The 19,826-nt window shown below is 69.5% G+C and carries 18 protein-coding genes; 4 read left to right on the top strand and 14 right to left on the bottom strand.

Features of this window, described 5'->3' with window-relative positions; genetic code table 11:
• Positions 1 to 79: 79 nt before the first annotated feature.
• On the bottom strand, positions 80 to 1,147 hold the full coding sequence (prfA, locus tag OR600_RS00915; protein WP_135978026.1) for a peptide chain release factor 1: 1,068 nt from the start codon (positions 1,145 to 1,147) through the stop codon (positions 80 to 82).
• 242 nt (positions 1,148 to 1,389) lie between these two features.
• Between prfA and OR600_RS00910 the strand changes: the two genes are divergently transcribed.
• Positions 1,390 to 2,247, top strand: a complete 858-nt coding sequence (locus OR600_RS00910) for a trigger factor (protein WP_135978025.1) — start codon at positions 1,390 to 1,392, stop codon at positions 2,245 to 2,247.
• 107 nt (positions 2,248 to 2,354) lie between these two features.
• Complete coding sequence (locus OR600_RS00905; protein WP_168354031.1) at positions 2,355 to 2,498, top strand: hypothetical protein; 144 nt, start codon at positions 2,355 to 2,357, stop codon at positions 2,496 to 2,498.
• A gap of 117 nt (positions 2,499 to 2,615) precedes the next feature.
• Here the strand turns inward: OR600_RS00905 and rpmE are convergent, their stop codons facing one another.
• The 7 genes from rpmE to OR600_RS00870 form a co-directional block, all read right to left on the bottom strand.
• Positions 2,616 to 3,092 (bottom strand): 50S ribosomal protein L31, encoded by a 477-nt coding sequence (rpmE, locus tag OR600_RS00900; RefSeq protein WP_135978024.1) that lies wholly within the window; start codon positions 3,090 to 3,092, stop codon positions 2,616 to 2,618.
• 172 nt (positions 3,093 to 3,264) lie between these two features.
• Entirely contained in the window at positions 3,265 to 4,032 is a 768-nt protein-coding gene (locus OR600_RS00895; RefSeq protein WP_135978023.1) for a type III pantothenate kinase, read from the bottom strand.
• Between the two features lie 274 nt (positions 4,033 to 4,306).
• Positions 4,307 to 4,969 carry a hypothetical protein gene (locus tag OR600_RS00890; protein WP_204406907.1) on the bottom strand — a complete coding sequence of 221 codons (663 nt, stop codon included), beginning with the start codon at positions 4,967 to 4,969 and terminating at the stop codon, positions 4,307 to 4,309.
• Positions 4,970 to 5,750: 781 nt separating this feature from the next.
• The gene (locus OR600_RS00885; protein ID WP_265590469.1) at positions 5,751 to 6,521 is read right to left on the bottom strand and encodes a biotin--[acetyl-CoA-carboxylase] ligase; all 771 of its coding nucleotides are present in this window, start codon (positions 6,519 to 6,521) and stop codon (positions 5,751 to 5,753) included.
• Positions 6,522 to 6,529: 8 nt separating this feature from the next.
• A complete protein-coding gene (gene folP, locus OR600_RS00880; RefSeq protein WP_251164233.1) occupies positions 6,530 to 8,083 on the bottom strand; it encodes a dihydropteroate synthase in 1,554 nt (517 codons plus the stop codon).
• 9 nt (positions 8,084 to 8,092) lie between these two features.
• Positions 8,093 to 8,686 (bottom strand): GTP cyclohydrolase I FolE, encoded by a 594-nt coding sequence (folE, locus tag OR600_RS00875; RefSeq protein WP_265590468.1) that lies wholly within the window; start codon positions 8,684 to 8,686, stop codon positions 8,093 to 8,095.
• Between the two features lie 93 nt (positions 8,687 to 8,779).
• Positions 8,780 to 9,514: an NAD-dependent protein deacylase gene (locus tag OR600_RS00870; protein ID WP_204406816.1), complete on the bottom strand. Its 735-nt coding sequence runs from the start codon at positions 9,512 to 9,514 to the stop codon at positions 8,780 to 8,782.
• A 71-nt stretch (positions 9,515 to 9,585) separates the two neighbouring features.
• Here OR600_RS00870 and OR600_RS00865 point away from each other — a divergent pair, with 71 nt between their 5' ends.
• Entirely contained in the window at positions 9,586 to 10,479 is an 894-nt protein-coding gene (locus OR600_RS00865; protein WP_168354029.1) for a patatin-like phospholipase family protein, read from the top strand.
• Positions 10,480 to 10,554: 75 nt separating this feature from the next.
• On the opposite strand, the gene OR600_RS00860 is transcribed toward OR600_RS00865, so the two are convergent.
• Both OR600_RS00860 and OR600_RS00855 read right to left on the bottom strand, forming a co-directional pair.
• Positions 10,555 to 12,180, bottom strand: coding sequence for an amidohydrolase (locus OR600_RS00860; protein ID WP_265590466.1), 1,626 nt, complete (start codon positions 12,178 to 12,180; stop codon positions 10,555 to 10,557).
• A 61-nt stretch (positions 12,181 to 12,241) separates the two neighbouring features.
• On the bottom strand, positions 12,242 to 13,924 hold the full coding sequence (locus OR600_RS00855; RefSeq protein WP_265590465.1) for an MFS transporter: 1,683 nt from the start codon (positions 13,922 to 13,924) through the stop codon (positions 12,242 to 12,244).
• A 240-nt stretch (positions 13,925 to 14,164) separates the two neighbouring features.
• Between OR600_RS00855 and OR600_RS00850 the strand changes: the two genes are divergently transcribed.
• Positions 14,165 to 14,668 (top strand): hypothetical protein, encoded by a 504-nt coding sequence (locus OR600_RS00850; RefSeq protein WP_135978016.1) that lies wholly within the window; start codon positions 14,165 to 14,167, stop codon positions 14,666 to 14,668.
• Positions 14,669 to 14,763: 95 nt separating this feature from the next.
• Here the strand turns inward: OR600_RS00850 and OR600_RS00845 are convergent, their stop codons facing one another.
• The 4 genes from OR600_RS00845 to OR600_RS00830 all read right to left on the bottom strand — a co-directional run bounded on the left by OR600_RS00845 (position 14,764) and on the right by OR600_RS00830 (position 19,573).
• Positions 14,764 to 16,647 carry a BglG family transcription antiterminator gene (locus OR600_RS00845; protein ID WP_265590464.1) on the bottom strand — a complete coding sequence of 628 codons (1,884 nt, stop codon included), beginning with the start codon at positions 16,645 to 16,647 and terminating at the stop codon, positions 14,764 to 14,766.
• Entirely contained in the window at positions 16,644 to 17,420 is a 777-nt protein-coding gene (locus OR600_RS00840) for an exodeoxyribonuclease III (RefSeq protein WP_251173415.1), read from the bottom strand. Before OR600_RS00840 ends, OR600_RS00845 begins: the two co-directional genes overlap by 4 nt.
• Positions 17,421 to 17,552: 132 nt before the next feature.
• Positions 17,553 to 18,356, bottom strand: coding sequence for a PHP domain-containing protein (locus OR600_RS00835; RefSeq protein WP_251173414.1), 804 nt, complete (start codon positions 18,354 to 18,356; stop codon positions 17,553 to 17,555).
• A gap of 38 nt (positions 18,357 to 18,394) precedes the next feature.
• Entirely contained in the window at positions 18,395 to 19,573 is a 1,179-nt protein-coding gene (locus OR600_RS00830; RefSeq protein ID WP_251173413.1) for a pyridoxal phosphate-dependent aminotransferase, read from the bottom strand.
• Positions 19,574 to 19,826: the final 253 nt, after the last annotated feature.

The raw sequence follows: 19,826 nt of genomic DNA, 5'->3' as shown, positions 1-19,826 counted from the left end.
CGCGGGAGGGCCTCCTCACAGGAAAGGGGGCGCCCCGCCTGCGCGGGACACCCCCCTGGAAGAAACCGGGAAGGAGCGGTCACACGGCCTCGGCCAGACGGGCGGCGCGGTCGGCCGCGGCCAGGGCCTCGATGACACTCTCGAGGGTGTCCCCCAAAAGCACGCCGTTGTAGGTGCCGTTGAAGCCGATGCGGTGGTCGGTCACGCGGTCCTGCGGCTGGTTGTAGGTGCGGATCTTCTCGGAGCGGTTGCCGTGACCGATCTGGCTCTGGCGCTCGGCGCCGAGCTCGGCCTGCTGGCGCTCGAGCTCCATCTCGTAGAGGCGGGCGCGCAGCATCTGCATGCAGACCTCGCGGTTCTGGATCTGCGAGCGCTGGTCCTGGGACTGCACCACGGTGTTGGTGGGCAGGTGGGTGATGCGCACCGCCGAGTAGGTGGTGTTGACGCACTGGCCACCGGGGCCGCTCGCGCAATAGGTGTCGATGCGGAGGTCGCCGGGGTCGATCTGGATGTCGATCTCGTCGGCCTCGGGCAGCACGGCCACGGTGGCCGTGGAGGTCTGGATGCGGCCCTGGCTCTCGGTCTTGGGGATGCGCTGCACGCGGTGCACGCCGCTCTCGAACTTCATGACCGAGTAGACCTTGTCGCCCGAGACCTTGAACTCGATGGTCTTGAAGCCGCCGGCCTCGGAGGGGCTGCTCGACAGAACCTCGATCTTCCAGCCGCGGGCCTCGCAGAAGCGCTCGTACATCTTGAAGAGGTCGCCGGCGAAGATGGCCGCCTCGTCGCCGCCCACGCCGGCGCGGATCTCGACGATGGTGTCCTTCTCGTCGTTGGGGTCGCCCGGGATGAGCATGACCTTGATCTCCTCCTCGAGGCCGGGGAGCTTGGCCTCGTTCTCGGCGATGTCGGCCTGCAGCAGCTCGCGGGTCTCGGCGTCGGACTCCTCGTGGAGGAGCTCCTTGGCGGCCTCGATGTCGTCGAGGGCCGACAGGTAGGCCTGGGCCTTCTCGGCGAGCTCGGCCTGGCTGGCGTGCTCCTTGGCCAGGCGCGCGTATTCCTTCTGGTCGTTGTAGACGGCGGGGTCGCTGAGCTTGCGCTCGAGCTCCCGGTAGGCCTCGAGCAGGGCGATGAGGCGGTCACGCATGGGTTACTCCAAAGTGTCGCATTGGCGCCGCGTCCTGGGGCGCCGACTTAGCCTTCTGATAATACCACCCGGGCACGGGGGTTATCCAAGCGGCCGCCACGCCGTGCAGGGCCTGCGGAGAAGGGCCTCCCCGCCGCGACGGGCGCGTGAGGGGGCGCCCCATCCGGGGTAAAGTCCTTATCGTTGCAAAAAACAGGGACACGGGGCCGTGCCGCGCCCCGCACGTCCGACGAGGAGGACCCATGGCCATCGAGATCAACAAGCCTGCGCCGCTCAAGATCGGCGACCGCTACCACTACACGCTCTCCAGCTACGACCCGGTCACCATCACCGTGACCGTCCCCACCGTCACCGACACCGACATCGAGTTCGCCATCGAGTCGATCGCCCGCGAGCACGGCGCCACCGGCGCCGACGTCGACGACGCTTGGGTGGCCGCCAACCTCGAGGGCCTCTCCACGCTCGACGACCTCAAGAAGGCCCTGCACTCGCAGCTCGAGCACATGAACTCCCACTACGCCGAGGAGTCCAAGGCCCCGCTCTGCGCCGGCGAGCTGGCCAAGCGCCTCAACCAGCAGGTCCCCATGGACGAGATCGCCCGCTACCGCGAGCAGCTCCAGCAGGCCATGCGCTACGACGCCATGCAGCAGGGTGTCGACCCCGACCAGTACTTCGCCCAGATGGGCATCGACCAGATGGCCCTCGACGCCATGTTCGACGACCGTGCCGCCCAGACCGCCGGCGAGCAGGCCGCCCTCTCCGCCTACGCCGCCGAGAAGAAGCTCAAGGTCGCCGACGAGGAGATCGCCGGCCTCCTGGGGCTGTCGGCCGCCGACGGCGAGAAGGTCATCGAGCAGGCCCGCGGCATGGGCCAGCTGGAGGACCTGCGCGCCAACGCCCTCAACATGAAGGCCGCCAACGTGGTGGCGAGCGAGTGCACCTGCACCTACGCCCACGAGACGCCGGCCGAGGCCGAGGCCCGCTCCGAGCAGTACCAGGCCATGCTCGAGATGATGCGCGCCCAGGACGCCGCCCGGGCCGAGGGCGCCAAGGACGACGCCGACGACAAGGGCGAGGGCCCGGACCTCAAGCTCGTCTAGCGGGGTGATCCGGAGCACCGGACGTCGGACGGCCTCGGCGCGGGAGCGTCGGGGCCGCTTTTTTGCGCCTTACGCAGGCGTCACCGAGGTGTAAGGGGCATCGATGGATGGCGGGGCGGCCGCCGGCCATCATGGGGACACGGTCCCACCACCCGAAGGAGGTCCCCATGAGACGAGTGATCGTAGGCATCGCCGCGGCCTGCGCCGTGGGCTTTCTCGCCACGCGCGTCGTCAAGGCCGTCCTGGCCTGACCGGCGGCGACGAGGCCATGGCCCAGGCTCGGCGACTCGGCCCGGGCCATGGAAAAGGCGGGGCACCGGAGCGGATCCGGTGCCCCGCCTTTGTGCGGGTTGCCTGTGGGCCGTGCGCTACTCGGCGTCGGTGGCGACGGCCTCGTCGACGACCTCGGCGGCAGCCTCGGCCACGGCGGCCTCGGCGTCGGCATCGTCGGCGGCAGCAGCGGCAGCGGCCTGCTCGGCGGCCTCCTTGGCAGCCTTGGCCTCGGCCTTCTTGGCGTACTCAGCGGCACGGGCGGCCTTGGCGGCAGCCTTGGCCTCGGCCTTGGCGGCGCGGGCGGCGCGCTCCTCGGCCTCCTTCTGGGCGTGGGCGGCCTTCTTGGCGGCCTCCTTCTCCAGCTGGGCCTGGGCGGCGCCGCCGAACTTGTCGGCGAAGCGCTGGACGCGTCCGCCGGTGTCGACGAGCTTCTGGGTGCCGGTGTAGAAGGGGTGGCACTTGTCGCACAGGTCGAGGGTCATCTCGGGGACCGTGGCGCGGGTGGTCCAGGTGTTGCCGCAGGAGCAGCGGACCGTGCACTCCATGTACTCAGGATGGATGTTGTTCTTCATGGCAGGACTCCTCATGTTGTGCCAAGGTTTCCGACCCTGGCGATGGGGGTGCCCTGGTTTCCGACCAGGGCGATACAGCCTTTGCATGATAGCAACGGCCACCGGGAGCTGCAAGGAGCGTCCCGTGGGTCTATGGAGGGGCTATGGGCAGGCGCGGGCGACACCGGCGCCGTCAGACCTGCGCGAGCCAGATGCGGTGGATGCCGCGCAGGGTGAGGTCGGGGTCCACGGCGGTGAAGCAGTCCGTGGCCTCGGAGACGGTGCGGGCCAGGCCACCGGTGGCCACCACGGGGCACTCCCCCACCCCGAGCTCGGCCTTGATGCGGGCCACGAGCCCCTCGGCCATGGCGGCCGCGCCGATCACGATACCGCTCTGGAGGGCCTGCTCTGAATCGCGGCCCACCACCCGAGGCGGCATGGCGATGGGGGTGCTCGACAGCTTGGACGCCCGGTCGAACAGCGCCTGGGCGCCGAGCATGACGCCCGGGGCGATGACGCCGCCCACGAACGAGCCGTCGGGCGCCACGACGTCGATGTTGGTGGCCGTGCCAAAATCCACCACGATGGCCGGGGCGCCGTAGCGCTCCTTGGCCTCCACGGCGTTGGCGATGCGGTCGGCACCCACCTGGGACGGGTAGGCCAGCGCCACCTCGATGGGGCACGGCCCCTGGGCGCCCACCATGAGCGGGTCCTTGCCCAGGCGCATGAGGCAGACGTGCCAGGCCCGCTGCAGGGCGGGGACCACGGAGGCCACGGCCACGGCGTCCACCGAGTCCATGGAGAAGCCCTGGCCGGCGAGAAGGCCCGTGAGGCGCACGGCGAGCTCGTCGGCGGTGTCGAGCTTGTCGGTCTTGGTGCGCCAGTGGCACGCGACGGAACCGGCCTCGTCTATGAGGCCGAAGGTGGTCTGGGTGTTGCCCACATCGACGGAGAGGAACATGGCGGGTCCTTTGCTTGGGACGGGGTCGCGGGTCGACCTTTCCATGCTACCCATGGCGGGGCGCGGGGACGCAGAGACGGGACCCTGGCGAAGGAGACATCGGATGGCGGGCCCGGCGGCGGCTTGTCAGGTGCTCGGTGAGCGGTCTTGGGAGTCTCAGTGAGCGGTTCAGGCACTCACGGAGCCTTCGGTGAGTGGAATTATGCTCACCGAAGCACCTCAAGGCGCTCACTGAGAGCCCTGACCGAAGACCGTGTCCGAGAGCCTGTGCAACTCACCACAGCGTGCGCACGCGAAACAGCTCGTCATAGAGCCTGCGGCGCCTCCTCTCCATGGCCTCCGGGAGCGGGGGCGGCTCGCGGCCTTCCACCTTGGCGGCGACGGCCTCGGCGGCCGCGACGAGCGAGCCGTAATCCCCTGCCACGGACGCGGTCACCGGCATCACCTCGATTCCGGACGCCTGCAGGGCCAGCTGGCGGCCCTTGTCGCGGAGCACCTCGTCGGCACCCAGGTGATGGGCGCTCGAGTCGTACTCCACATCGAGCGACGCCGCAGGAAAGAATAGGTCCGGCATGGCCTTGGACGCGCCGGCGACCTTGCGGCCCCTCGCCGAGAGACCCACCGGCCCGTTGAGCTCCAGCGGCCCGAGGCCCATGCCGCCAAACCTGCGCGGGAGCGAGAGGAAGAGCGCGAGCGCGGACTCCCGGGGCGACCGGGACCTGGGCAGGCCGTGGGCAAGGGCGAGACGGACCGAGGAGATTCCGGGCACACGCCCCTCGACGGCCCCCGCGACCTCCTCGACGGACTCAGGCGACGCCAACGGGTACGGCCTGCCCGCGATGCCGCCCTCCGCGTCCTCGCGCGAGTCGAAGCGCCCCCAGAACTCCATGGCAAGCAGTGCGAGCTCCCATCTCGGCAGCTCCGCGGCGCGAATCATCAGATGGAGCTCCGGAGACACCACGTGATGGCCCGCGCCGGGCCCCTCTTCCACCCGGCAGAGCGTGCCAGGCGGAAGGGAGGCAGACCAAAGGCGGGTCGAGGCACCTTTGACCCCGTGGCGACGCTCCCTGCGTCCCACAAGGCACCGGACCGCTGTCGGGGCCTGCGGAAAGGCGCCCCTCAGGCTCGCGAACTCGCGGTCCTCCCTGACCTGGGCCACATCTTGGGCCGAGACCCCCGCGGCACGGAGAAGCCCCGCGCACTCGGCGCCATCGGCCACTCGCACAAGGGAGGCGCGGGACAGGTAGACGAGCCTTGCGTAGAGACCGCAGAGAATCATGAATCCCCTCCCCTCTTGGGGGAGAGCCTACGGGAGCCGCGGCGAGGCGTCGTCGCAAGATGAGGTATAGGTTGCCTAATACCCGACTCATCTCGTCTGACATGATTCTGACAACGGACCAACGGCATCTGGGCGGCGGTGAGCGCGGTCGTCCGGGGCCGCGAGGCAGGCCCGGGACACGCGGGGTTCACGGGTTGATGCAGGCGAGCTCCTTTTTGATGCACCGCCAGGGATTGTCGACAACTGACTTCATTGATTATGTAGTTTTGAACAACGGCCGCGGGGAGGGGTCGGGGCGGGGTGCTCAGTGAGCGGCCCGATGACCTTCAGTGAGCGATTAGGACGCTCACGGAGCCTTGGTGTGCGGGTTTTCACTCACCGAGGCATGCAAAGGCACTCACTGAAGGGTCAGCCACTCACCGAAGGACGCAGGGCCGCCCTACCGCGGCCGCACGGACCCTTGCTCGCTGGAGAACTCCAGCTCCCGGCCGTCGTCGGTGCGCACGGTGACGCGACCCCAGCCGTCGATGCCCGCCAGCATGCCCTCGGCAGCCACGCGGCCGTCGGGCAGGAGCACCCGCACCTCCCGGCCCATGAGGGGCATCTCGTCGAACCACTCCGAGAGCACCGGCCCGAGGGGGCCGGCAGTGCCTTGGCCGGCGGCGATGCCGTCCTCCCAGGCGCGGACGCGGGAGACGACGGCGTCGCCGATCGCGGCGGCGAGGGTCTCGAGGCCGGGCACCGTATCGAGCAGGGAGGCAAGACCCGCCGCCTCTCGGGGCGCGGGCGAACCGGCGGTCGCGAGGTCGCCGTCGGGGGGCAGGACGTTCACGTAGACCCCCGCCACCACGAACACGCCGCCCTCGCCATAGCCGGCACTGCACACGGCGCCGCCCAGCTTGCGGCCACAGGCATCAACCACGTCGTCGGGCCATGCAAGCGAGACCGGCGCCCCCAGGGCCCGCAGCGCGTCCACGGCGCCGAGGCCCGCCACGGACGACAGCCCCGAGAGCAGCCCCATGGGCGCCTTCGGGCGCAGGACCACGGCCACGGCCAGCCCCTCGGCCGGCGACTCCCACACGCGGCCGAGCCGGGCGCGGCCGGCGGTCTGCTCGCGAGCGGCCACGCAGGTGCCGGCCGGGACCCCCTCGCGGGCGAGGGAGGCGGCCTCGTCGAGGACCGAGGCGCAGGTGCCCACCACATCCACCACTGTGCCCCCTACCACTCGATGGGGCCGAGGTCCGCCAGCACGATGCCCACGCGCTCCTCGCGGGGCAGCACCGCGATGCCGGCATGGCGCAGGTAGCGGGCCGGGTCATGCACCAGGTCCTCCATGGGCACCAGCACGAAGTCGCGCTCGACGAGGCCGGGGTGCGGCAGCCGCAGGCGCTCGCCGGCGTGGCGCTCGCCCTCCACAAAGACCAGGTCGCAGTCGATGGTGCGGGGCCCGTGGCCGTCCTGGCCCGCCGGACGCGTGCGGCCCAGGGCCTGCTCCACCTCCATGAGGTGACCGAGCAGCACCTCCGGCGCCAGCTCGGTGCGCAGCTCGGCCACGGCATTGGCCACCGGGGTGGCGATGCCGTAGGCGGGCTCGCTCTCGTAGGCGTGGCTCACGGCGGAGACGCAGGTAAGCGGGATCTCGTTGATCAGGGCGCAGGCCCGGGCAAGGTAGCCCACGCGGTCGCCCACGTTGGAGCCCAGGGCCACGAAGGCGCGGGACTGTCCGGGGTGTGCGATGGACCAGTACGCGTTCAGGGCCTGGGTCACCCCGGCGACGTCGTGCACCCGCAGGATGCGGGCGCCGGCCTCAGCGGCGGCCAGGGCGGCGCCGATGGTGGCGGCGTCGCGGTCGGCCGCGGAGCCCACCCCGGAGATGGCGCCCACGAAGCGCTTGCGCGACACGGCGCACATGATGGGATAGCCCATGGAGACCATCTGGGCGCAGGCGCGCTGAATCACCACGTCCTCGTCGGCCATCTTGCCAAAGCCCGCGCCGGGGTCCAGACAGATGCGGTCGTGGGCCACGCCGGCACGCATGAGGGTGCGGGCCTGGTCGCCCAGAAAGCCCATGATGCGACGCATGATGGGGGCCGACTCCGGCAGGGTGAACCGCCGGTTGGAGCCGGAGGCCAGGCGAACCGTGGGGCTCGTGACGCCACGGGCGCTCCTGCGCATGACCTCGTCCAGGCGCACGGAGGAGGCGTCGCCCCTGTCGGCCGGCGCGTCGTCGCCATCCGCGACCTCGGCCTCGGCGTCCTCGGCAGCCGCCTCGCGGGAGCGCGGGTCGGAGTCGAGCAGCACCGAGCGGCGTGTGGGGTGGTCGGCCACCTCGCCGGCGTGCATGACCACCACACCGCACTCGCCCTCGGCCGCGATCTTGACCATGGCGGGGTCGGTGAAGCCGGTGACGTCGTTGAGCACGTGCGCACCCAGGCGCACGCAGAGCTCGGCCACGGAGGGATGGCGCGTGTCCACGCTCACCAGGGCGCCGGCATCCAGCAGCTCGCGGACCACGGGCACCACGCGGGCGGCCTCCTCCTCGGGGTCCACCGGGGTGAACCCGGGCCGCGTGGACTCGCCGCCCACGTCGACGATGTCCGCCCCAGCGTCGAGAAGGGCCAGGCCGTGGGCCACGGCCGACGCGGTGTCCGCGTGCTCTCCGCCGTCGGAGAAGGAGTCGGGGGTCACGTTGAGGATGCCCATGACGCGCGGGCGCGCGAGGGAGAGCTCGCGGTCGCCGCACTGCCACGTGGCGAAGTCTCGTCTCAGCAAAAGGGCCTCCTACCGAACGTGGGTTCCGTCAAAGATGAGGCTCATGGCCTCGGCACGGGTGGTGGAGCTGGCAGCAAAGCCCCCGCGCACCGCAGACGTGCTGGTCATGGCACCGGGCTTGCGCACGCCGCGCATGGTCATGCAGAGGTGCTCGGCCTCCATGACCACCACCACGCCCATGGGGTCGAGGTGTCCCACCACGGCATCGGCCACCTGGGCGCAGAGCCGCTCCTGCAGCTGTGGACGCCGCGCATAGGCGTCCACCACGCGGGCGAGCTTGGAGATGCCGCACACGCGGCCGTCGGGGCCGGGGATGTAGGCGATGTGGGCCCGGCCGAAGAACGGCAGCAGGTGGTGCTCGCACAGGGAGTAGAACGGGATGTCGCGCACCACGACGATGTCGTGGCAGCCGGCGTCGAAGGTCACCGAGAAGAGCCCGTCGACGTCCACGGCGGCCCCGCCACAGACCTCCTCCATGGCGCGGGCGACGCGGGCGGGCGTATCCACGAGACCCTCGCGGTCGGGGTCCTCCCCCATGCCCTCGAGCATGAGGCGCACGCCCCGCTCGATCTTTGCGCGGTCCATATGGTGCTCAGACGCCATGGGTGCCCCTCCGGGTCCGGTTGCAAGACTTAGTTGATTGTACCGTTATGGGAGGGATGCGCCCTCCGCCGGCACGACACCGCAGGAAGACCCTCAGAAGTCGAAGGCCCGGGCGATGTCCACGTCCAGGACGGCGTCGGCGCGGCCGTCCATGGCCGTGGCCCCCTTGTTCACGATGACGAGGCGGCGCCCCGAGAAGAGGTCCACGAGTCCGGCCACGGGCCACACCACGAGCGACGTCCCGCCCACCACCAGCGTGTCGCACCGGGCGACTGCATCGGCGGCGGCGTCGAGCACGCGCCGGTCCAAGGGCTCCTCGTAGAGCACCACGTCGGGCTTCACGGGGCCGCCGCACTCCTCGCACACGGGCACGCCCTCGGTGGCCATGACCCACTCGGCCGGGTACACGCGGCCGCAGCCCTGGCAGACGTTGCGGTGCACCGAGCCGTGGAGCTCGAGCACGTTGCGACTGCCGGCCATCTGGTGCAGGCCGTCGATGTTCTGGGTGAGCACCGCCGTGAGGGGGCCCGACCCTTCGAGCTCGGCCAGCTTGCGGTGGGCGCGGTTGGGCCTCGCCCCCAGGGCCACCATCTTCTTGCGGTAGAAGTCGAAGAACTCGGTCGGGTGCGCCTCGTAGAAGCTGTGGGAGAGCATGGTCTCGGGCGGGTAGGCGAACTGCTGGCGGTAGAGGCCGTCCTCGGAGCGGAAGTCGGGGATGCCGCTGGCCGTGGAGACGCCGGCACCGCCGAAGAACACGAGGTCGTCGCTCTGCTCCACGGCCTCCCTCAGGACCTCGCGGGCCCTGTCCACATGAGTTACGCGCTCCATGTCCGGCCTTTCTCGCGCGGGATACAATGCCCGATGCTAGCACCCGACACGACCCGAGAGCGAGCGACCCCATGGCGAACAACCCCGTGACCCGCGTGAACGACGTCGCACTGTGCTTCGAGGGCGGCGGCATGCGGGCCTCCTACACCGCGGCCTTCTCCCAGGCCCTCGAGGACCTGGGCCTCGACTTCCCCTACGTGTGCGGCGTCTCGGCCGGCTCGTCGCTCACGGTGAACCACGTGGCCCGCGACGCCCACCGCTCACGGCTGCAGTTCGTGGAGTACGCCGACGACCCGCGCTTCGGCGGCATCGGCCACTTCCTGCACGGCGAGGGCTACTTCAACTCCGACTACCTCTACGAGGGGTGCGTGGAGTCGGGCGAGGTGCCCGTGCGCTGGGGCGCCTTCTGCGAGAACCCCGCCGAGGCCGCCATGCAGGCCTTCTCGGCCGACACCGGACGCACCCGCACGTGGCACAAGGCCGACTACGCCGACCCCGTGGACCTCGCCCGCCACGCCCGGGCCAGCTCTACCATGCCCCTCCTCATGAACCCCGTCGAGATCGAGGGCGAGCTCTGGTTCGACGGCGGCCTGGGAGACCGCGGCGGGCTGCCCCACGGCATGGCCCTGGCCGACGGCTACGAGCGGCTCGTGGTGGTGGCCACACGGCCGCGTGGCTACCGCAAGGAGACCCTCGGCACGGCCCAGCGGCTCCTGGCCCGCCGGGCGCTGGCTCGCTACCCGCGGGTGGCCGAGGCGCTCGTGGCCAGGGCGCAGGCCTACAACGACGCCATGGCCGAGCTCGAGGACATGGAGCGCCGGGGCCAGGCCCTCGTGATCCGGCCCGACACCATGCCGGTGGACAACGCGTGCCTCGACAAGGCGCGGCTGGAGGCGTCGTGGGACGCCGGCTACATCCAGGCCGCACGGGAGCTCGAGCGCGTGCTGGCGTTCTGCGGGCTGTAGGAGAGCCGCAAAAAGAAGAGGGGCCGGAGACACGGCGTCTCCAGCCCCCTGCATATCGGCCGTGGCCCAAACCCACTAGCAGGCCTTGCGCTCCCAGACGTTCTCGCCCTCCTTGACGGTGGCGAGCACCTTGATGGAGCGGATCTCATCGGGGTCCACTTCCAGGGGGTTGGCGTCGAGCACGGCGAGGTCGGCCAGCTTGCCCGCCTCCAGGGTCCCCTTGGAGCTCTCCTCGCCGTACTGGTAGGCGCCGTTGTAGGTGATGGCGCGCAGCGCGTCAAAGACGCTCACGGCCTGCTCGGCGTCGAGCTGGCGGCCACCCTTGGTGACGCGGCGCACGGCGCACCACACCCCCTCGAGGAGGTTGGGGCGCAGCACCGGGGTATCGGTATGGAGCGTGAACGGCAGGCCGCAGTCCACGGCGTCGCCGCAAGGGCTCACCCGACCGCCGCGAACGGGGCCGAAGTTCTTCACATGGGCGTCGCCCCAGTACCACACGTGGGAAGCGAAGATGGAGGGGACCATCGATAGCTCGGCCATGGTCTCGAGCTGGTCCTTGCGAACGGTCTGGCAGTGGATCATCACCGGGCGGAGCGCCTTGGCGTCGGGGTTGGCGCTTTGTGCCTGGGCCTGGGCGTAAACGCGCAGGAGCTGGTCGGCGGCGGCGTCGCCGTTGGTGTGGCAGAGCAGCTGGTGGTTGGTGTCCACGGCCGCCTTGGCAAAGGCCAGGGCATCCTCGTCGCTCATAGTGCCGTAGGCGCACCAGTCGCGCTCGCCCTCGGGACCCTCCACGTAGGGTTCGCTCATCCACGCCGTAAGGCCCTGCGGCGACCCGTCGAGGAACATCTTGAGGCCTCCTAGGCGGAAATGCCCCCGATAGTTGGACCCGTCATAGTCGGGATGGGCCTCCAGGGTGGCCAAGGGATCGCTCCCCGCCATGGGATAGCCCACGACGTCCATCTTGAGAAGGCCGCGCTCGGCCAGGGCGCAGAGCACGTTGGCCATGTCGGGGCCCGTGGCGCCGTCCTGACACGTGGTGACACCGTTCTCCAGGTAGACGTCTTGCATGTCGTTGGCCATGGAGAAGAAGTCTAAGTTCATGCGGGGCGTCGTGACGGCGTAGAGGCCGTTCATGGCGGCGGGCTCCTCGGCATAACCCGTCAGCTCGCCGTTGTCGTCACGGCCGTAGCGGCCGCCCTCGGGGTCAGGCGTCCGGGCGTCCAGACCGGCAAGCTCCAGCAGGCGGGAGTTGGCCACGCCCATATGGTTGGACACGTGGGTGATGAGAATGGGCACCTCGGTGGAGACGGAATCCAGAAGCTCGCGAGTGGGGTGCTGGCCCTCTTCCAGGTTGTTCTGGTCGTAGCCGATGGCCATGATGACGCCGTCCTCGCCGACGGGGCGGGAGGCGGCGAACTCCTTCAGGACGGCCTCGATCTGGGCGAAGGACGTGCACTGCGAGAGGTCGGCATAGAGTAGGTACTGCAGCGCCCCGGTGAAGTGGCTGTGGGGATCGATGAAGCCCGGCAGCACGCAGGCGCCGTGCAGGTCGGTCTCGGGGGCGCCCTGGGCAAGGGAGCGGGCCTCGCCGAGGTCGCCCACGTAGGCGATGGTGCCGTCGTCATCCACCAGCAGGGCCTCGGCCCGCTCCCGGGCGTCGCGCATGGTCACAAAAGTGGCGTTGGTAAAGAGGCGCTTCATGGCGCACTCCTTTCTTAAGAAGGGGCGGCGGGTCGTTCCCGCCGCCCCGCACAGCGAAGGGTTAGGCAACGTCCTCGGCAAGCTGGGTGAGCTCGAGGGCCTGCTCGCCGGCCACCACGTCGGAGACGGGCTCTTCCTGCTTCCTGAAGATGGTGATCCAGCGGGTGCTGACAAGCCCCAGGAGAACGAGGACCGCCGAGACCGTGAACGAGGTTCGGGTGGACTCGACGCGGGCGTCGGAGTTGATGGAGACCAGAGCCTCGCGGCAGGTGTCGTCCATGGGAATGTCGGCGATGGTCTGCTCGAACTGGGCGTCGCCCATGAGGGTGATGTTGCGCTCTGCCACGGCCTCGCGCACAGCGGGGGTGACGGCGGAGTTCTGCTCCATGGCCGTGTTGATGTTGGCGGTGATGCCAAAGAGGAGCACGGCACCGATGGCGGCCACGCCGATGGCCTGGCCCACGTTGCGCATGGTGGCCTGGATGCCGCCGGACTGGGCAGCGTCGCGCTCGTTGACGGCCAGGGCCACGATGCTGGAGGCCTCGGCGCTCACCAGACCGGCGCCGGCACCGGCAATGACCAGGCCCACCCACATGAGGGGACCTGCCTCGGAGCCGTGCAGGGCGAGACCCATGGGCACAAAGGAGAAGGCCATGACGCCATAGCCGGCCTGGATGATGGTGCGGGGATTGGCGTTGGGCAGCAGCTTGGGCACGCCCAAGGCGAACAGGAACGTGGGGATGCCCACAGCGAGGGCCATGACGCCCATGAGCACCGGCGACCAGCCGGCAACGAGCTGCAGGTAGGGCGAGAGCAGGATGGCCTGAATGCCCATGAAGAAGAAGGTGACGGCGTTGGCTACGAGGCCGGCACGGACCTGCGGGGTCGCGAGGAAGGAGTGGGGGATCAAAGCGATGCCGTACTTGTCCTCGATGCGCTTCTCCACAGGGACCAGGATGGCAAGGAGCACCAGGCCGACGCACACCATGGGCAGCGCCGGGGAAATACCGAAGACCGTGAAGGGGGCGTCGGCAAAGGGAGCGACGAGACCCCAGGCAGAGATGCGCGACAGGCCCACGAGGATCAGGAACAGACCAGCAGAGGCGATGCCGCAGCCGAGCCAGTCGAAATGCAGCTTGCCCTCGGGCTTCTCAAAGGAGGGCAGGGCCAGCGAGGCCATGAGCACCACGGCAAAGTAGGCCGCCACAACGCCGAAGGTCACACGGAAGCCGGAGGCCTCCATGACGATGCCCAGGCCCAAGGGCAGGAAGGCAGAGAGGCCCGATGCCGCGCCGATGCAGCCAAAGGCGACGAGACGGTTCTTTCCGTGGTAGATGAAGGGAACGAGGCCCAGCACCGCGGGGATCATGAAGCTCGCGCCAAAGCCCACGAGCACACGGCCGCCCCAGATGAACACGGCCATCGACGGGGCCAGGGCCATGACGAGCTCGCCCGCCGCGCACATGGCCACGCCGATACGGAAGCTCTTGCGGAAGCCGATGATGGTGCCCACCAGGCCGCCGGCCACCATGAACGCGCCAGCCATGAGGGAGTAGACCATGTTGGCAAGCTGGATGTCGGGGGTGGTGGCCCCCAGCACGTCCACCAGCTGCTGGTTGGCGAGGCCCAGGGCCCCGTTGTCACCGGAGGTGCCCATCTGGGCCAAGATCAGCACGATGATCGGCGCCACCAGGAACTTCTCGGCGCCTCCCTCGGCCTTGGATGCGGTTTTGATAGATGCCATCCTTCCTCCTTCGGAAGTGGTCTGGCGGGGCGTCATAGGGCGTCTCCGTCGGGGCTTGAGTACGGCACCCATCATAGGAAGCGGTCAGACATAGCCGCGCCGCAACCGTTTCCGGAGCTCCGGAAACGGTTGAAGGCCTGCTACGCCCCATCGCTTTCTATACTTGCCCTCGTCAAGGGACGCGCCCATATCATCAGAATATGCATTACATGCAGGCTCTCACGGGAGGATCGAGAAACCATGGAATCAGTCGCCGAGCACAGCGCCCATCAGCCCAAACCCTTTGTCGCCTATATGCGCCATAAGTGCCTCATCGGCTACGGCGTCATCAACGGCATAATCAACGCCGTCATCTTTTACCTCTTGCACCACTCAGCCCCCGGCGCCATCTTCACCCCGGCCGACGCCGCCCACGACCTGGCCTTCACTGGCCTGCTTCTGGGACCCCTGCTCTTTGCCTGCGTGGTGCCGCTCACCAAGATGGATCGGGCCCACGGAACGTTCACGGCCGCCGAGGGCGACGGGCTGCTCTGCTGCCCCATGCCCCGCGCATACGGAGCCTCCATGCTCCTGGTGGCCCTGATCTGCGCCGTCGCCATGACCGGCACCTGCACCCTGGCGATGCAGGCCACCGGGCCTCTGGGCCTGGGCGCCATGACCCTGCTCAAGGGCATGCTCTGCGCCGCCGGCGGCGCCCTGTCCGGCTACCTCACTCTGTCCTTCTGCCAGCGCCACCGCGCCTAGCCAACACCGCGTCCAACCATTGGGCACGCGCCCGCACAAGGGCCCCTTTCGCCGCGCGAAAGGGGCCCTTGTTGCGTATCGACCCGCCTTGGCGCCTACGCCCAGACCGCCCCCTCTTGGCGGGTGAGCGTGGAGAGGAACTCGTCGTCTGCCGGGGTCCCCAGGTCGGCGAACTCAGCCACGAGCTGCTTGAACCAACGGGTCTGCACCGCGAGCTGACCACGCTCGGAGATCGGGAGCACCAGCACCGCCACGGACGGCCACTGCACCGCCCCCTGGGGGGCACCGGACACCGTATAGATGCGAATGCCGGCAGCCTTTACGTCGGGGCCGCACCAGCACCACACCAGCGTGCGCCCCTTGACGCACGAGAGTTCCCGCAAGAGCCAGCGGAACCGCTCCTCCCCCATGGCAAGGAGCCCCTCGGCGCAGAGGTCCTCATAGAGCGCCCCCACGAGCCCATGGGCGTCAGCCAATGCAGGCAGCGTTTTTCGGGCCCAGGGTATGGGCGTGCGGCCGCGACGCCAAAGGGGGATGGAGTCGATTATGGCGTCGACGTCGGCGCGGGAGACCGCCGGTGACACCGTGATGCTGGGATAGTCTACCGACAGCGGCTCAAAGGAGACGAGGAAGTCGAACCGCTCCAGGTCGGCGGCAGCGAGGCCACCCGCAGCCTCGACCCTCTGCCCGTTGAGCACGTCGACCACCTTGAGGCGTGGCGACAGGCGCTCGATGCGGGCCGCCCCCCAGATGGCCAGGTCGATACCCGAGTTGACCACAAGGCCCACGCGCAACGAGCGCAGCGACCCCGTCGACTCGATGTAGTCGAGCAGCGCCAGCAAGAGGCGTCCATAGTCCGACCCGTAGAGGTCGGCGTCCACAAACTCGGGCACCGAGCAGAGCACCGACGAGACGGCCGCAGCCGCATCCATGGCGTCGTATTTGACCGAGCACTCGTTGGGGTTGAGCGCCGAGAGCCCGCAGGCGCGGCGCACGAGGCTGCTCTCGACGAGGATGGCCAGGGGCTTGATCAGGGCAGGGGACAGGGGCTCGCCAAAGGCGGCGGCCAGGGCCCGGTCCATGGCGCCCACGATGGTGCGCGCACGCTCGCTGGGCTCGGCCGCATCCAGGGCGGCAAGGCTCCACTGCCACGTGCAGCACCGCGCCATGTCCCAGAGCAGCGCCAGCTCGGCGTCGCTCACGGCAACGGCGCAGCGCCTCTCCAGCTTGGCACCGAGCTTTCGCAGGACCCCGTGGGGCTCCTGGCCGTGCGGCCACGACTCGATGACGTGGCCCAGGCGAATGCGCACCAGCATGAGGACCAGGTACACCGAGAGCTGCCAAGCGGCGTTGCCGGAAAACTCAAAACCCAGGACATCCTGGAGGTCCTCCTCGCACTCCTCGATGGCAGCAAGGTCCTCCGCCGAGAGCCCGTCGGTGAGCATGGGCAGGATGTGGGAGCGCACGGCCGGAGGCGCCAGGGCGAAGAGAAGCGACATGACAAAGCCGCGAAGGGCCCATTCGTCGCCTTCCACGTCCACGGAACGCCCCTTGACCGACGCAAGGTGCCTCTTTCCCAAGACCCCGCGCCACCAGTGAAGGTCGCGCTGCACCTGCGTGGGCGTGCGGTAGAGGGCAGAGGCCAGGCTACGGGAGCTATGGGGGCCCGGCGTGGCCACCATCAGCAGAATCTCCTGGCACAGGCGCTCGAAGCGTGGGTGCATGGACGTGTCGCTCTCACCCAGAAGACGCAGCAGCGAGTCGTGCTCTCCCGGGACCACGGTGAGGCCGATGCCGGCACCGCGCCTGGCGTCCACGGTGGTGTGCAGCCCCTCGCGGGCCATCGCGTCCCGCAGCACCCCCACGTCCGACCGTATCGTACGCTCGGAGCAGCCCAGGTCATCCGCGAGCTCCACGGCCGTGAGATGGCCCTCCGCATCCAAGAGCCTGCGAAGAAGCTCCCCCTGTCTCGCGTTCACGAACGACCCGGGGCGGAGAGGTCCAGCGTGAGCGTCACGGGGCAGTGGTCCGACCCCATGACCTGGGTGAGGCAGCTGGCCGCCGCGACCTTGTCCTTGAGGGCGTCGGACACCAGGAAGTAGTCCAGGCGCCAGCCGGCGTTGGTACGGCGGGCGCGCTCGCGGTAGCTCCACCAGGTGTAGACGTCGGCCTCCGTGGGATGCAGGTAGCGGAAGGTGTCCACGAAGCCGGAGTCCAGCAGGCGGGTGAGGTCGTCTCGCTCGGCGTCGGTGAAGCCGGCGTGGCCGGCGTTCTTCTCGGGGTCGTCGATGTCGATGGGCTTGTGGGCCACGTTGAGGTCGCCGCACAGGATGACGGGTTTGTCCTTGGCCAGGCCGTCGAGGAACCTCGTGAGGTGGGCGTCCCACTCCTCGCGGATAGGCAGGCGCTGGAGCCGGTCCTGGGAGTTGGGCGAGTAGACCGAGACAAACCAGTACCCCTCGAACTCGCAGGCGCAGACGCGGCCCTCCTCGTCGGCCACGGGCAGGCCCACCTTGCGGACCACCTGGAGCGGCTCCTTCTTGGAGAAGACCGCGGTGCCGCTGTAGCCCTTCTTCTCGGCGTAGCTCCAAACCTGGTGGTAGCCGGGGAGGTCGAGCTCCACCTGGCCCTCCTGGCACTTGGTCTCCTGTACGCCGAAGACGTCGGCGTCCTCCCGGTCGAAGAACGCCATAAAGTCCTTGCGCAGGATGGCGCGGATGCCGTTGACGTTCCACGAGACGAACTTCTCCATGTTTGACCCCTTTGCGACGGTGGTCGGCGCTGCGTTGTGACGCTGGGTCTGTTCCCCCGGGAGCGCCCGGATTGCGGGCGGCGGCACCCGGCCAAGAAGACGGCACAGGAGCCCGGGCGCCGACGACCTGCCCTAGAGGCCCTCCACCGGGCCTGCGACGCGGGTCACGGCGCCGAGGAACGCCTCCGCCGAGCGCGTGGCCACAAGCTCCTGGGGAAAGTGGACCTCCTCCAGCATGGCCAGGGCCTTTGGGGCGCGGCCCACGTCGCAGGAGATGTGGGCGTCGGTGTTCACAGCCACCATGACGCCGGCCTCGGCACAGGCGCAGGCGAGCTCGCGGCAGTGGCCCGGCACCTCGCTGGGCGAGAAGTCCAGGCTGTGCTCGTTGATCTCCACCAGCCTGCCCTCGGCCCGGCAGTACTCGAGGACGGCCGTCGTGTCGAACGGCACGCCGGCGCGGCCCATGTGCCCGGCCATGAGCACCTTGGGGTGCGAGAGGGCCTTGAGGTAGAGGTCGGTGGCCCGGGCCACGGGCAGGTCGCGGAAGAGAGGGGCGTGATGGATGGAGGCGATGAGGTAGTCGCACTGGGAGGTGCAGTGGTCGAAGAGGCTCTGGGGCTCCAGGGGCATCTCGGTTATGCCGGTCTCGAGCATGGCGTCCTGGCCAAAGAGGGTGCCGTCCACGTCGAGGATGTCCACCTCGGCGGCGCGAAGCAGCGTCACCCCGTGCCAGCGGCGGGGCCAGCAGCCCATGTTGAGGAAGTGCTGGTACTCGCGCACGTCTCCCGTGGCCGACACCATGGCCGAGAGATGGTCGGCGATGCCGAGGAGCTCGAGGCCCGCCTCGGCGGCCGCGCGGACGTCCTCTTCCACTGTGGAGAAGGCGTGGCGCGAGAACACGGTGTGGGTGTGGGTGTCGCAGCGGTTCTGAAGCATAAGGGCCCCCGGGGGTAGCGGTTTTGCCGTGTGCGCCCCTAACGGTAGCTCTTTGCCAGGGCCTCCCACGCCGCCATGGACCTCTCGATGGTGTCGCGGGAGACGCAGTAGCCCACGCGCACCCAACCGCCGCAGCCGAAGGAGTCGCTGGGCACGGGCAGCAGCTCGAACTCGCGGGCGCGCTCGAAGAACGCTTGGGCGTCGGGATCCAGCGCCTTTACCCACAGGTAGAAGGCGCCCTGTGGCTCCACATACTCGTAGCCCAGGGCCTTGAGGCCCTCGCAGAGCAGGGCCCGGTTCTCGGCATAGGCGGCGACGTCGGCCGGGACGTCCACGCAGTCCACGATCACACGCTGGAAGAGCGAGGGGGCGCAGACGAAGCCCAGGGCGCGGGCGGCGCCGGCCACAGCGTCCACGAGCTCGTCGTGGTCGGGGTTGGTGTCGGGCACGAGCACCCAGCCGATGCGCTCGCCGGGCAGAGACAGGCTCTTGGAGTAGGAGTAGCACACGACGGTGCGGCCGTAGACGCCGGGCACCCAAGGGACCTCCGCCCCGTAGACGATCTCGCGGTAGGGCTCGTCGGACACGAGGTAGATGGAGGTGTCGAACGTGCGCTCGGCCTCCTCGAGTGCCACGGCCAGGCGGGTGAGCGTCTCGGTGCCGTAGACCACGCCCACGGGGTTGTTGGGCGAGTTGACGACCACGGCCTTGGTGCGCGCCGTGAGGGCGGCGGCGACGGCGTCGACGTCGAGGTCGAAGGTGACCGGGTCGGCCGGCACCTCCACGCAGGTGGCGCCGGAGGTCTCGATCCACACGCGGTACTCGGGGAAGTACGGCGCGATGACGATGACCTCGTCGCCGGGGTTGACCACGGCCTTGAAGGTACAGGAGAGCGAGGCGGCAGCGCCCACGGTCATGAAGACGTCGCCGGGGCCGTAACCGGTGCCGAAGCGCCGGTTGAGGGAGGTGGCCACGGCCTCGCGGCAGGCGGGCAGGCCGGCGGCGGGGGTATAGCCGTGGAGCTCCGTGGGCGGCAGGGCAAGCGCGCGCACGATGGCCTCGTTTACCTGCGGCGGGGCGGGGACGCTGGGGTTGCCGAGGGAGAAGTCGAAGACGTTCTCGGCGCCGATCTGGGCGGCGCGGGCGGCGCCCCAGGCGGCGATCTCGCGGATGGAGGACTTCTGGGCGCCGTAGGCGTACATCTGCTCGTTGATCATGGTGCTCCCTCGGGCCGGGCTCTCTCTTTGGAGGGATGCTACACCGCGGCCGTTGCGGGGCGGTAACGGGGGCAGGGGCAGACGCTTTGGTGCGCGCCCTCGGAGGTCTTGGTGGGCTGAGGCGTTCAGTGAGCACCCTTGGAGGTCTCGATGAGTGAAAACCCGCACACCGAAGCTCGGTGAGTGCCAAATCCGCACACCGAAGACCCCAAGCCAACTCACTCAGGCGCGCAGCCCCGTGGGCGCTCGCCGA

This window comes from Granulimonas faecalis, assembly GCF_022834715.1.
GTDB classification, from domain to species: domain Bacteria; phylum Actinomycetota; class Coriobacteriia; order Coriobacteriales; family Atopobiaceae; genus Granulimonas; species Granulimonas faecalis.
The sequence above is the reverse complement of the archived record's forward strand: the minus strand, read 5'-3'. Positions and strand labels throughout refer to the sequence as shown.